Below are 14,607 nucleotides of genomic sequence, written 5' to 3'. Positions count from 1 at the left end.
AAAGGGAGTTAGTTGTGAACCAAGAAGAATTAAACTATAGTTTTGAAAAAATACGGCAGCAGATAGAGGCACTCTCAAGCTACATAATGCAGTCGCCAATGCAGCCACAAGCGATCGCAGCGTTGAAAACTCTCACCGCTTCTATAGAAAACCTGGAATTTCTCAAAGAAGAAATGCAGGCTAGTTTAGAAGTGATGAAAGTTCTTGAAGAAGAACTGCTGCAACAAAATGAAAGTATCATAGCAGAACGTAAGGTTTATTATGATTTATTCAAATTTGCACCTAACGGTTATTTGGTAACAAATGCTGATGGAATAATTCTCGAAATAAACTACACTGCTGCTGCATTATTAAATGTATTGCCCAGTTTGCTAATTGGCAAATCATTAATTAATTTTGTATCTCAAGAAGAACATTTATTGTTTCTTGCAAAACTGAAGGAATCACTCAATATCAAGTCTGTGCAAGAATTGGAAGTCTCTATCTGTCCCCGTGACAGACAAGCTTTTGATGCTTTACTTTTGGTGAAACCTGGCCGAGAAACTTCGGGAGCTTTAGGTGCGTTACAGATATGCCTGCATGATATTACTAAGTACAAGCAATTAGCAGCACCTGGGCAGATGCCAAGGTTGATAGCACCTATGGAACAACCCAATGGGCTGGATGGCTTGCGCGTACTATTCGTAGATGATGAAGCCGATACTCGCGAGTTGATTACAGCAGTGCTAATGCAACATGGGGTTATAGTGACAACGGTTGCTTCAGTCACAGAGGCGCTATCTGAGTTGGAGCGATCGCGCCCCGATGTGATAATTAGTGATATCAGGATGCCCGATGAGGATGGGTATGCTTTGATTCGCAAAATCAAGGCACTAGAAGCAGAGAAAGGATGGCAAATTCCTACTGCTGCCTTGACTGCTTATCTTGCAGAAGACCGAGCAAAAGCATTAAAAGCAGGTTTTCAATCGCATTTGCATAAACTGGCTGAGCCAACGGAGTTAATTGCAATGGTGGCACGGCTTTCTGGACGAGCTTGAAAGAGAACTGGGGAAGAGGGAGGACACGGGGATACAAAGATGAAGAGAAATAATAGCTACTCCTGCCTTCTAATTATCAATTCAGTAACAGTCTAGAATTTTCTTAGCTGAAAAATTAGGAATTTTAGTAGATATCCTTCCCAGGAAATATGGACAGCTTAACTGGAGGCAAGAAAGCCGCCATCACTGATGTGTTTGCAGGCGGTGGCGAGATGGGCGAGTTGATGCGAGACTCCTTCGGAGACGCTTCGCGAACGCACGACTGGTCAAAAAGCATACTTGGCCCAGTTGAAAACTGGGCACAAAGTTTAAAAACTTCGATTCGCATTATCTTAGGTTCTCGCTACCCGATGTTTGTGTGGTGGGGACAGGAACTACTCAACTTCTACAACGACGCTTATATTCCTGTCTTGGGTAAGCGGCATCCTGAAGCTTTGGGTCAACCCGCTCGTGATATCTGGACGGATGTTTGGCATCTAGTTGGGCCGCTAGCTGAGGACGTGATGAATCTTGGTAAGCCGTCATGGAATGAAGAATTACTTGAAATTATGGAGCGCAACGGCTATCCGGAAGAAACATACTTTACCTTTTCTTACAGTCCGATTAGCAATGACGATGGTGGAGTCGAGGGTGTCTTTTGCGCCTGCACTGAAGACACTAGGCGAGTATTAGACGACCGTCGCTTGCGGACATTGCGTGAATTAGGTGCAGAGACGGCAAAAGCTAAGACCGTAGACGAGACTTGCAACATTTCCACCAGCGTGTTAGCAAACAACCCTCACGACATCCCCTTTGCTCTGATTTATCTACTAGAACGCGCCAGCCAAAAAGCCCAACTCGTGAGTACAACAGGTTTAGCAGTTGGAACGCTTGCCAGCCCCAAGACAATTGAGCTGTCTTTAGTACCATCGGCTGATTGCTGGTCACTCAACTCTGTTTTAGCAACTGGTAAAAGCTTAGTCATTGAGGATTTAGTAGAGCGATTTGGATTGCTTCGGTGCGGTGCGTGGTCTACTTCACCAAAGCGGGCGATCGCACTACCGCTTCAGCAACCTGGACAAGAAATTTTGGGGGTTCTCATTGTTGGGATTAGTCCTTTAAGACCACTCGATGATGATTACCAGGGCTTCTTTGACCTGGTTGAGGGACAGGTGACGATGGCGATCGCCAATGCCCACACCTATGAGGAAGAACGCAAACGGGTTGAGGCATTAGCAGAGTTAGATCGGGCAAAGACTGCTTTTTTTAGCAACGTCAGCCATGAATTTCGCACACCGCTAACTTTGCTGATTAATCCACTGGAAGATGTGCTTGCTGGAGAACACGGTCAGCTTTTGCCGCAGCAGCGCGAACAGCTGGCGATCGCTCAACGTAACGCGATGAGACTGCTGAAACTGGTAAATACCCTGTTGGACTTCTCCCGGATTGAGTCAGGCAGGATACAAGCAGTCTATGAGCCAACCGACTTAGCAGCATTCACGGCCGATCTCGCATCAGTTTTCCGTTCGGCTATTGAAACAGCAGGACTGCAATTAATTGTGGATTGTCAGCCCTTAAGCAACCTGGTGTATGTAGACCGGGAAATGTGGGAGAAAATAGTTCTTAACTTAATCTCCAATGCGTTTAAGTTCACCTTCACTGGTGAGATTGCCATTTCATTACACCAAATAAATGACAAAGTAGAGCTAAAAATACAGGATACAGGCACAGGCATTACTGACGAAGAGTTACCCCAAATTTTTGAACGCTTTCACCGTATACGAGGGGTGCAGGCAAGGAGTCATGAAGGGTCGGGTATTGGGTTAGCCTTGGTGGCTGAACTAATTCACCTACATAGCGGTACTGTCAGCGTGGAGAGTGTAGTGGATGTGGGAACGACATTTAGAGTAACCCTGCCCACAGGCTCATCACACTTGCCATCTGAGCAAATTAGTGCCAAACCGACACTGGCATCAACATCACTTGCTGTTCCTTACGTCCAGGAAGCACAGCAATGGCTCCTGGAAAAGGACACGGGGACGCAGGGACGCGGGGACGCGGGGAATTATTCTCTCTCCGTGTCCTCCGAAGTTTGCTCAACGGGGGGAACCCCCGCACGCAACTTCTCACCGCGTCTCAATGTCTTTGCGTCTTCCTCTACTCATATACTCCTTGTAGATGATAATGCGGATATGCGCGACTATCTAAAACGTCTACTACAGGAGCAATGGCAGGTAGAAGCTGTGAAGAATGGAGCAGATGCACTAACCGCTATCTCATTGCAACTACCAGATTTGGTACTCACCGATGTGATGATGCCAGAGGTGGACGGTTTTCAATTGCTAAGGGCATTGCGTGCCGATCCCAAGACAAAAGGCTTACCCATCATCCTGCTATCGGCTCGTGCAGGAGAAGAAGCAGCAATTGAGGGTTTGCAAGCAGGAGCAGACGACTACCTAATCAAGCCTTTTTCTGCCCAGGAATTAATCGCTCGCATAGATTCTCACCTACAAATGGCGCGTCTGCGTCAGGAATTATCCACCAATCGCCTCAAGGATGAGTTTTTAGCAACTGTTACCCACGAACTTCACGCTCCCTTAGTTGCTATCCTGGGCTGGACTCGCTTACTACGTTCAAATCAATTGGATCGGTCTAGTGCTTTACGCGCTCTAGATACCATTGAGCGTAACGCTAACAACCAGGCAATGCTGATTGAGGATCTGCTGAATATTTCAACTATTCTCTCAGGTAAAGTCCACATAGATCGCGAGCCAGTCAATCTCACCTCTACTGTTGGTGAAGTGATTCAGACAATGTTCAGCGATGCTCAGGCTAAAACAATTCAAATTGTAGAGACGTTACATGTAACGTCTCTAGAAAAAGATATTTGCGTTTGCGGGGATTTAATCCGTTTGCAGCAAGTTTTCTCCAAATTGCTGCATAACGCTATTAAATTTACGCCAAAAGGAGGAAATATCGAAGTGCGGCTTGATGCTGTTGACTCTTGGGCTATTATCCAAGTCAGCGACAATGGTATCGGTATTAGTGCTGATTTTCTTCCCCATGTCTTCGATCGCTTTACTCAGGAGGAAGTTCCAAGCCGTCACTTACCAGGGGGTTTAGGATTGGGGCTGGCGATCGCTCGTCAACTTGTAGAACTTCACGACGGTACAATTGAGGCTGTAAGTGACGGAATTGGACGAGGCACAACTTTTACAGTCAAACTACCTTTAAAAGAAGATGCCATAACACAAGTCTGTTTCCAATAACGTGAAGGCAGAAGTTGCTACAGGCTGCGCGAAACACGGAAACGTGAAGGCAGAAGTTGCTACAGGCAAGACAGAAGTTGCTACAAGGAAGGCGTGAAGTTATTAGAGGTTGTTTGAAAAGTGGTTCGCTGTGATTTTAGGCACTTGTCGATCCCCCCTAGCCCCCCTTTTAAGGCTACGGTGTACACACAAGTGTTATAAAGTTGCCTAACAGCGTTTTGATCCCCCCTAACCCCCCTTGAAAAGAGGGGAAATTCTTCAAGTCCCCCTTTTTAAGGGGAGCCACTGCATTGGGCGGGTTCCCCGACTTGAAGCAAGTGGCGTGGATTTAGGGGGATCTAAAACATTTTGCTACCAACAAAAGGACTTTTCAAACATCCTCTAAAGGTAAAATCTACTTACGAAGACGCTTAATTATGAGTAAAGAAGAACAATTACTTGAATATTGGCGCGAACTCTCTCCTGAATCGTAAGATAAAGTGCTTCAATTTGCACAATCCTTAAAACCAGAGCCGGAGTTTGTTCCGCAAACTCCCCTCGGTAAGAAGCTATGGGAAATTCGCCAACGCGCGATCGCCAACGGGATGAAACTTCTCACAGAAGAACTCGCAGAACGATGAGGCGGATATCTTGAGCCTTAAAATTGTCTATCTCTTCCCCTACACCCCACACCCCGCCCCAAGGGGCTTTGTCACCACTGAAAAAACTACAAAACCGATGCATCGAGTTATAAAAATTCAAATCGTTTCAATAGCTAGCGAATAAAATTCTTGCAAAATTAGCCAGAGCTATAAGTGCCATGCAACGACCTCAAAGAGAAACAGTTACGCTAGAAGATATTCTCATCACCGAGGAGTTGTCCCGTCGAAACCCTCGTCCGGCAAACTTACTAAAAGAAAATCAGGCATTGCACGCATTGGCGCGGCAGTTGATAAATCAGCCTGAAACGATGCTTCAGAGTCTAGTTGACATGGCACTAGAATTGTGGATTGCAGGAACCGCTGGAGTCAGTTTACTAGAGACAACTCCTACAGGGGAAGAAATCTTTCGCTGGAATGTATTAGCAGGAACGTTAGCACAGTACGTAGGCGGCAGTACACCCCGCAACTTTAGCCCCTGTGGAGTTTGCTTGGAGCGCGGTACGCCTGTGCTTTTTTCTCATCCTGAACGGTATTTCACCTATTTTCAGGAAGCGAAAACCCCAGTTGTCGAAGGCTTGGTGCTACCGCTGATTGCGGAGAATCACGCCCTCGGCACGATCTGGATTATGTCCCACGATGAGCAAAGGCATTTTGACAGTGAAGACGTGCGGGTGATGACGAGTTTGGCAGATTTTACGGCTGCCGCCCTCTTACTCAATCAGCGACAAACTCAAGAATTGCTGGCTGTCAATGCTACTTTAGAAGCGGAAATTGTTGAGCGCAAGCTCTCAGAAGAACGATCGCTTGCTCTGATTGAGAATTTGCCGGGTGGGGCTGTGTTTGTCGTCGATCGCAATCTCCGCTACCTGCTCGCTGAAGGAGAAGCTTTGGGAGCAGCCGGATTCAAAAGAGAAGATTTTGTCGGTAAGACGATTTTCGAGGTACTTCCGCCCGAATTAGCTGCGTATTACGAAGGGTTTTATCGTCAAGCTCTTGCTGGTGAGTTGTTTGAACACGAACACAATGCACACGATCGCGCTTACGTCTCACGGGGAACGCCGCTTTATTCTGCAAAAGGCGAAGTCTATGCAGCGCTTGCCGTTTCTTATGACATTACCGATCGCAAACAAGCGGAAGCAGCTTTGCGTGACAACGAGGCGAAACTGGCGCAAGAGCTGGCTGATACAAAGCAGTTACAGCACATCAGCAGTCAGTTGATTCAGTCAGAAAACATCAATGCCCTTTACGAGCAGATTGTTGATGCGGCGATCGCTTTAATGCGATCGGATATGGGCAGTATCCAAATACTTGACCCTGCAAGAAACGAGCTTCAGCTACTGACGTGGAAGGGATTTAACCCAGCATCGGCAGCATTTTGGGAGTGGGTGCGCCTTGATTCAGGTAGTACTTGCGGCGTGGCGTTGCGGGGCGAGCGCGCGATCGTGCCAGATGTGGAAAAGAGCGATTTTATGGCTGGTACAGAGGATCTCGATGCTTACCGCCTTTCTGGTATCAAAGCCGTGCAGTCTACACCGCTGCTTTCGCGTAGCGGTCGCCTCGTCGGCATGTTTTCCACTCATTGGCGCGAACCCCACCAACCGAGCGATCGCGAACTGCGGTTTCTCGATTTACTCGCCCGCCAAGCCGCCGACCTGATTGAGCAGCGGCAAGCCCAAGAAGCCCTGTGCGAAAGCGAGGCTTGGCTGGCGGGGCAAAAGGAAGCGTTTCAAGCTGCCGTCAAAGGCGCAACCCTCGAAGCATCGCTCGGCGTGCTTGTCCGTACCGCCGTCGAGCAATCAAGCATTGATGTCAGATGCGCCTTTTACATTGCCGATGAGACTGGAAGCGAGTTGCGCCACGTTGTCGGAATGTCCAAACCTTACGCCGAGTGTGTGGACGGCTTCAAAATCAGTGCGGACTCGCTGGCGTGCGATTTAGCCTTCTATACGGGTCAGTCGGTTATCACTCCCGACGTAACCGAAGACCCGCGATGGAAAGATTGGCTGTGGCTGGCTGAACAGCATGAATACCGCGGCGTTTGGTCGTTTCCGATTGAGACGACAGAAGGAAAGGTCGTCGGCACATTCGCAATGTATTTCAGACACCCGCGCGAAGCAACACCGCGCGACTATGAGTTCGCCGCCGTGCTGACCAGAGCCGCCGCAATTATCATCTCGCAGAATCAGGAGGCGGTCGAACGCGCCCGCACCGAAGAGTCCTTGCGCCAATCGGAAGCGAAATATCGATCGCTATTCGAGAATGTCAACGATGGCTTCTGCATCATCGAAATGCTGTATGACGACGGACAGCCATTCGACTACCGTTTTCTCGAAGTAAATTCGGCATTTGAAATCCAGAGCGGACTGACGCAAGCAATCGGCAAAACCGCCCATGATTTTTCGCCGAATCTAGAAGCTGAGATTCTCACAAACTATGAAACGGTTTTGGCAACAGGCGAACCGATCGAGTTTGAAATTCAGCAAGCCGATGTCGGACGGTACTTCCGAATAGCGGCGTATCCATACGGCGATCCCCAAAACAAACAACTGGCGATCGTGTTCAACGACATCACCGATCGCAAACGCCGCGAACAAAACCAGGCGATGCTCGCGGAAATTACCGATGAGCTGGTCGGGCTAGAGGACATCGCCGAAACGATGAACCGCCTCGGCGAAAAAATCGCGCGGTATTTCGGGGCGGCGCAATGCGTATTTGGCGAATTTACCAAAGACCTTGAAACCGCAACAGTCGCTCACGGCTGGAAAGTGGACGACGCGATTTCGCTCAAGGGAACTTACCGGACTGAGGATTTCTTTTCGGAAGAACAAATTCAGGCTGGTGAGCCGTTCGTCGTCAACGACACGCAAACGGATCGGCGCGTCAACGCAGAAAATTACGCCGCGCTCGGTATCGGTTCGTTTATCGTCGTTCCGCTGATGCGTAATGGCGAGTGGCGGTTTATGCTTCCCATCTCTGACAGCAAACCACGAGAGTGGCGCGACGACGAAGTTGATTTGCTGCGCGAAATCACTGATCGCATCTGGGCACGGGTCGAACGCGCCCGCGCCGAAGAAGCCATGCGGGAATCGGAACTGCAAAGGGTTCGAGAACAATCAGCCCGCGAAGAAGAACGCCAACGCGCAGAGAGTCTGGCAGAACTCGATCGCGCCAAAACCCTTTTCTTCAGCAATGTCAGCCATGAATTTCGTACCCCGCTAACGCTGTTACTCGCTCCTTTGCAAGATGCCTTGAGCGATTCCGTCAATCCCCCAACTTCTTCACAACGCGAACGGCTAGAACTCGCCCATCGCAACAGCTTGCGCCTGCTGAAACTGGTTAATACCCTGCTCGACTTCTCCCGCATCGAAGCTGGACGCATGGAAGCAATCTATGAACCGACTGACTTGGCACTGTACACAACTGAGTTAGCCAGTGTATTTCGTTCCGCCATTGAACGGGCAGGGCTGCGGCTAGTGGTCGATTGCCCACCGATGAGTGAGCCTGTATACGTAGACCGGGAAATGTGGGAGAAAATAGTTCTTAATTTGCTCTCCAACGCCTTTAAGTTTACCTTAGAAGGTGAAATTGCCGTCAGGCTGTATCTTGCTGATGGCGATCGTGTAACGTTACAGGTAGAAGACACAGGCACGGGCATTGCACCTGAAGAATTGCCCCATCTGTTTGAGAGATTTTATCAAGTGCGAAGTACAAAAGCCAGAACTCATGAAGGGTCTGGTATTGGTCTAGCTTTGGTGCAGGAGTTAATTCGACTGCATGGTGGAACTATAGGTGTTAGCAGCACGGTGGGAGTAGGAAGCTGCTTCACCGTCACAATTGCATTGGGCACAGCCCACTTGCCAAGCGTTAGCGAAGCGGGGCGCGATAGCGCACGTCGCCTACATCGAGTTGTAGGCGATCATATCACAGCAACACGCACCCAGACATCAACTGCATTAGGCACTGTGCCTTATGTTCAGGAGGCAGAGCGGTGGTTGCCACAAGAGAGCGTAGGGGGAAGAGAAGCAGGGAAAGTTGGGGAGGCAGACTCAAAAACCATTTTGGGGAACTCAGAAACCATTTTGGAGAACTCAGAAACCATTTCGGGGAACTCAGAAACCATTTTGGGGAACTCAGAAATTAGAACTTCTCCCCCAGATTCCCCAGCCCATATCCTCATAGTCGATGACAACGCCGATATGCGCGATTATCTGACGCGGATATTAAGCGGACACGTCACAGTAGAAGCGTTTGCAGATGGGGCTACTGCACTGGCGGCGGCTAATGAAAGAGTGCCGGATCTGGTTCTTTCTGATGTGATGATGCCAGGGTTAGACGGCTTTGAATTATTGAAAGCATTGCGGGCTGATGTACGGACAAAAGAAGTACCAATAATTCTGCTTTCTGCCCGTGCTGGAGAAGAGTCTGTAATTGAAGGACTTCTTGCTGGGGCTGACGATTACCTAATTAAACCCTTTTCTGCCAGCGAACTCGTCACCCGTGTAAATGCCTATCTGCAAATGGCACACTTGCGCTCAGAAACTCTTCGCCAGGAAAGAACAATTAACCGGAGGAAGGATGAGATACTATCAACAGTTTCTCACGAACTAAATACCCCCCTAGTCGCTATTCTTGGTTGGACGCGGTTACTCCGTAGCAGCCCGTCTAATCAAGCCATGCTGATGAAATCTATGGAAACGATTGAACGCAATGCCACTCTGCAAGCCAAACTGGTTGAAGATTTGCTCGACATCTCGCGGATTACTGCGGGGAAAATTTGCTTAAATCAAGAGCCAGTACAACTGCAAGGAGTGATTGAAGCTGCGATCGCCAGCGTGCATCAAAGTTGTACAACTAAAGACATCTGCTTAGAGTGTACGCTCGATCCATTACCAAGAATAGTTCAAGGCGATCCAGAGCGTTTACAACAAATTGTCTTAAATTTACTGACTAATGCTGTTAAATTTACTCATAATGGCGGAAGAATTGCAGTTAGTCTGCAAACTTATGAAAATCAAGCCCAGATTATTTTAAGTGACACAGGCTGCGGTATCAGCGCCGAATTTTTACCCTATATTTTTGATACTTTCCGTCAAGCAGATGGTGTAAAAAAAGGACTGGGGTTAGGACTTGCGATCGCCCGTAACCTCGTAGAACTCCACGGTGGTACTATTCACGCCCAAAGTCCAGGAGTCGGGCAGGGTGCAACTTTTATTGTCAAGTTACCATTAATAATTCGTAATTGATTATCGAACATTATCTGTTTGAAAAAGTTCAATCAGATTGGCAGCATGACGAGCGAGCATATCAAAGAGGTTCATCTCCCACGGTAAAAATTGGCGAGGCTGACGGAAATGAGTGGACAATACGCCGACCAAGGTTCCTCTGCGACTGGTTAGCGGCGTGGATTGGACTGCCCGATATCCGGCTAACGCAGCGATCGCCCGATGAGGCTTGTATAGGGAATCGACCTCTATATCTTCGACGATCGCAGACTCTCCGGCACGCATAGCCCTGGCGCAGGTTGAATAGTCGTCATCTATACGAATCGTCCCAAAGAAATTAACAAAGTCCGATCTGAAGCCGCGTTGGGTGGCGATTACGAGGGAACTTGTCTTTGGCTCGAACAGATGAATGTAGCCCATGTCGGTTCGGTGTATGGCGATCGCCCTATTAAGTACGCTATCCAACGCGTCCTGAAGCGTGGGCGATATCGACAAACGAGTGCTAAGAGATGATGTTGTGTTGCTCACTTGCGCTTCGGATAAAGGATGTCCCTCACATACCAAGCTCACCAATAATGGAGCGATCGCCTCACGTGGTAGAACTTGGTCTACACAACCAGTCGCTATAGCAGCCTCCGGCATTCCATAAGCTACAGAGCTAGCTTTATCCTGGACAAGCACAACGCCATGCTGTTGAGACACAGCACGCACACCCTCTGCGCCGCCTTTGCCCATGCCACTCAACACAATTACTACAGCCCGCTCTGCATAATTTGCGGCCAACGACTCAAAAAAATGATTTACTCCTTGCAGCCAGCCATGTTTGGTTTCTTGCCGTGGTAGAGAGATTGTACCGTTGGCACAAACAACAAAGTAATGGCCGGGTGGACACACATACACTACTCCCGCCATGAGTTGTTCGCCCTGATGTGCCTAGCGTACTGAAAGAGCCGTTTGTAACTGTAGCACTTGTGCTAAAACGCTAGTGTCGGAAGGACTGAGGTGTTGTAGGCAGAGAATCGGAGCGGGAAAGGTAGCAGGCAATCCTGAGAGAACCTTGCGAATCGCTGTAACTCCACCAGCCGAGGCCGCGATCGCTACAATCGCAATTTTAGATTTCTTACGATCTCTGTCTTTATGCATCCCTAGTACGGTGTGCTAATTGTTTGACTAAAGACAGAGCTTTGCCTTAGCTCGCTGGGTTCTCTCCCTGGCCTGTCGAGCTTCCTCCGTAGCCTGTCGAGCTTTCTCCTTAGTGTGCTGAGTCATCTTCGTAATCTTTCTAGCTTCCTCCCTAGCCTGTCGAGCTTCCTCCCGATCCAAATAGACTTCTTGCACACACCACCTGATTCTTTGATCGAACTGCTGCTCTGACAGTCGTACTTGTTGTTTCTCCAAACCATCAATAGTTTTAAACATTAGAGAAGCAAGGATATCTAAAGCATAAATACTCTAAGTATTAATACAAGCGTAGTCTATCCATCTAGAAATAATACCACCTATCCCGATTTGGTGTAACTCGGCTTTGAGGAGTTCTCCAACCCACTTCTCCCAAAAGGCCGAGAGGGAACAACTGAAAAACCACCTTTTTACCTTCCTCTTTTTGTAGGAGGGCTGGGGAAGAGGTCAATATAGCACCCGTCGAACTAACTTAGATTAACAGTTGCCAGCTTTCCAAGCGCAGGCGGTGTTTAAGATAGTGGTGAATCGACTATCGAGAATCGAACTGCCTTGGTAAAGTGGCCCAACAGCAGTGGGGCCATATGAGGTAACACCAACGATTTGGTTGGGAGTTTTATCCGAACCATCGACTTGTCCGCTAGCAACAACACCAAAATTCTGCACCCAAGGCCCTCCACTAGAACCGCCTCTCATGTCAGAACCATACAAGACTGTGTTATTGCCTCCACTACCATAACTTCCTGCTGTCACTTGATGCATTTTTTGAGCACTGTCCAGATTACCTGGATATCCCAGCAACGTAGCGTGATTAGGCAGAAGATCGAGAGTTTTGTATCCGAAGTAGCCAACAATATCACCTATTTTGCGAGTTACTCCGCTAAATGATTGGTCTGAGACTTCGAGAATTGCATAGTCGGCAGCATTAGGAACTGCACCACCACCAGTACTCCAAGTGCTTGTTGTAATAACGCGACTCCAAGACCACTGTCTATATGGGGCAGCACCATCTCTATAAGCAGGAACAAAGAGGAAGTTAGTGTAGAAACCATTATTTCCTCCACTTCCACTGTGAACGCAATGACCTGCTGTCAAGATAAGTCTTGGTCTGATGACAGCCCCAGAACATATAAAATCACCCCCACCAGGTTTGGAAAAGAAAATTTTTCCTGAGGCTACATACGGATAAGACAAATCAGCCGATAGAGGAACTAGTCGAGAACTCGTAAAACGGGCATTTTGAGTACCAACGTTGTTAGGCTGAACTTGGTCGCTTTGAACTTCAAGGTTATTAGGCGTAAATAGAGGCTCCTGATTAACAGAGACTTTGACTGTTGGTTTTGCCCCACGACCTGCTTGCGGTTTGCCTGTAACTTGAGTTGTTTGTCCTGTAACAACACCGTTATACGATATGGGTAAAGGTAGAGGTTTAGCGTTTCTCAGCCTCTCAGAAGTCCAAACATTTTGCGTACTGTTAGGACTCACACTAGGAGCTTCTTTAACTAGATACGGTGTTGATAGTTCTGCCTGTTGTGCAAATACAGGTGTTTGCGAGATGGCTAAAGAAGTAGCCAACACAGAGATGTTGAACACAGCAATAGACTTGTGCATATAGTAAATTCGCTCCTGACAGCGAGTAGCTTTATACAGTTAATTTCAGTCAGTATGTAGGTTTTTATATGAATTTATGATGAAGTTATTATAAGATTTTAGTGTTACTTGGTTAATTTTATTTAACTCAAGAACTTTGGGGTAATTACTAATAAAAGACATTTTTGGTGTAAAATCCCAAAATTCATGGCAAAACGCATGGCTGTTGAACAACATAGAGAACACAACCTTATGCCTTAACTTGAGAAGATGTAAAATAAAGATGAAGGAGCATAAGCAAAATGAAATGCTAAAAAGATAGTAATAATTAACACAATATGTTCGCTATCAGTTCCTCTGACACGATCGCATAGTTTCTAGCTCTAAAAAATCCTAGTTCGTAGTTTCATTACAAGAGAGGAAATATGAGCATAAAAAAATGGATGTCAACTTTAGCAATTGCCAGCCTCGCAGGAATATTATTGACTTCCTATATTGCTAGAGGAGAATCAGTAGATATGGAGACACAGGATAATAACCTTCAAAAGGAAAATACCACTCAAACAAATGAGCAAATACAAGATTATTGGACACCAGAAAGAATGCGAAATGCCAAGCCATTGATGCCTACGGTTACTGACACTCCTAACTCCAGCTCGCCATTAGATATTAAGCAACCTTCAAGTCCTATAAATAGTGGTGCTGGTTCTGCACCCATAGAGTCAATACAACCAATACAACAGTAGCTTTGATAGAATTTACCTACACTTTTTGTAACTGTTAGACGCAAAACATAACTTCTTGGTCAAAACGAGTTATTTCTTAGGCAAAGGAATTGAATTGCAGTATCAATGTTTCGATACCTGCATCAACAAAGTCTGCAATCAGACTTGCAAGTGTGTTGTAGCTGCCAACCAATACTAATGCAGTATGAGTCATAAATTAGCATAGATAATTTACTCATAAAAGCAGCGATCGCTAATTCTATGAGTAAATTCAAAAAGTATTTAGTTAAAACTTTTACAAATGCTGCTTACCCCAGTGAGATGCGAGAGTAACGCAGATGAAGTCTTAGCAGCCTTAGCCAGCGCAGCCAAATTTGTGCTGGTTGCTCAAAGAATGTGAAAATATCACCGAAACCGAGATTAGTCTTGTGATGATGTAACCAGTGCCTCTCAGGAGTAGTGATGAATAGAACTTGGCACAAAACATTAACAAGTTTTGGAGTTTGCCAACCTAAAACACTGATGTGTCTCCACCATACATGAAACTGACCAAGCAGTAGTCCAAAAATAACGCCGATAGGAGAGAAAGGCCACAGAATTACTGCCATCAGTAGATAAGGTAAGGCTCCCAAGATACCATCTAAAAGAACTTGGGGATTAAATGTCAAAATAGCGTAGTGGCGGAAATCCTTCTTCCAAGAGTGGTGCGTTTTTAGATGGAGGCTACCAAAAACATGCTCGGGTACGTGGTAACAAAAAGTAGACAATAAATCACCAAAAAATAGTAATAGCCAAGCAACAGCGATAGCCTCAAGCATTTATCATCCTCACGTTCAGTCAGAAAACATCAAAGAAAAAATGCAGATATCATGCTGTGGACGTAGATAATTAATTTTTCTACTTTGCCAGCAGCTAGTTCAGCTCAGAATAATTTAGGAGGTTGCAGTTTCATGAATCTACGCTCC

General features: G+C 46.9%; 9 protein-coding genes and 1 pseudogene. 5 read left to right on the top strand and 5 right to left on the bottom strand.

The window, feature by feature from the left end; translation table 11 throughout:
• Positions 1 to 14 precede the first annotated feature (14 nt).
• From RMY31_RS28420 to RMY31_RS28405, 4 genes are all read left to right on the top strand, one after another.
• On the top strand, positions 15 to 1,037 hold the full coding sequence (locus RMY31_RS28420) for a response regulator (protein ID WP_322657285.1): 1,023 nt from the start codon (positions 15 to 17) through the stop codon (positions 1,035 to 1,037).
• Positions 1,038 to 1,186: 149 nt separating this feature from the next.
• A complete protein-coding gene (locus RMY31_RS28415; protein WP_322657284.1) occupies positions 1,187 to 4,285 on the top strand; it encodes an ATP-binding protein in 3,099 nt (1,032 codons plus the stop codon).
• A 479-nt stretch (positions 4,286 to 4,764) separates the two neighbouring features.
• Positions 4,765 to 4,905: a hypothetical protein gene (locus RMY31_RS28410; RefSeq protein WP_322657283.1), complete on the top strand. Its 141-nt coding sequence runs from the start codon at positions 4,765 to 4,767 to the stop codon at positions 4,903 to 4,905.
• 179 nt (positions 4,906 to 5,084) lie between these two features.
• Positions 5,085 to 10,169, top strand: a complete 5,085-nt coding sequence (locus RMY31_RS28405) for an ATP-binding protein (RefSeq protein ID WP_409878671.1) — start codon at positions 5,085 to 5,087, stop codon at positions 10,167 to 10,169.
• Here the strand turns inward: RMY31_RS28405 and RMY31_RS28400 are convergent, their stop codons facing one another.
• The 4 genes and pseudogenes from RMY31_RS28400 to RMY31_RS28385 form a co-directional block, all read right to left on the bottom strand.
• Positions 10,170 to 10,676: a GAF domain-containing protein gene (locus tag RMY31_RS28400; protein WP_322657410.1), complete on the bottom strand. Its 507-nt coding sequence runs from the start codon at positions 10,674 to 10,676 to the stop codon at positions 10,170 to 10,172.
• A gap of 57 nt (positions 10,677 to 10,733) precedes the next feature.
• A pseudogene (locus RMY31_RS28395) lies at positions 10,734 to 11,291 on the bottom strand (chemotaxis protein CheB); the annotation flags it as partial.
• A 27-nt stretch (positions 11,292 to 11,318) separates the two neighbouring features.
• Positions 11,319 to 11,567 (bottom strand): hypothetical protein, encoded by a 249-nt coding sequence (locus tag RMY31_RS28390; protein ID WP_322657280.1) that lies wholly within the window; start codon positions 11,565 to 11,567, stop codon positions 11,319 to 11,321.
• Between the two features lie 237 nt (positions 11,568 to 11,804).
• Positions 11,805 to 12,938 (bottom strand): trypsin-like serine peptidase, encoded by a 1,134-nt coding sequence (locus RMY31_RS28385; protein ID WP_322657279.1) that lies wholly within the window; start codon positions 12,936 to 12,938, stop codon positions 11,805 to 11,807.
• A gap of 404 nt (positions 12,939 to 13,342) precedes the next feature.
• On the opposite strand from RMY31_RS28385, the gene RMY31_RS28380 reads away from it, so the two are divergent.
• The gene (locus RMY31_RS28380; protein WP_322657278.1) at positions 13,343 to 13,663 is read left to right on the top strand and encodes a hypothetical protein; all 321 of its coding nucleotides are present in this window, start codon (positions 13,343 to 13,345) and stop codon (positions 13,661 to 13,663) included.
• A 287-nt stretch (positions 13,664 to 13,950) separates the two neighbouring features.
• Here RMY31_RS28380 and RMY31_RS28375 read toward each other — a convergent pair whose 3' ends face one another.
• On the bottom strand, positions 13,951 to 14,460 hold the full coding sequence (locus RMY31_RS28375) for a fatty acid hydroxylase (protein ID WP_322657277.1): 510 nt from the start codon (positions 14,458 to 14,460) through the stop codon (positions 13,951 to 13,953).
• Positions 14,461 to 14,607: the final 147 nt, after the last annotated feature.

It is taken from the genome of Dendronalium sp. ChiSLP03b (genome assembly GCF_034531165.2).
Classification (GTDB): domain Bacteria; phylum Cyanobacteriota; class Cyanobacteriia; order Cyanobacteriales; family Nostocaceae; genus Dendronalium; species Dendronalium minutum.
Note: the sequence above shows the minus strand (reverse complement) of the source record. Positions and strands in the feature narration are given on the sequence as shown.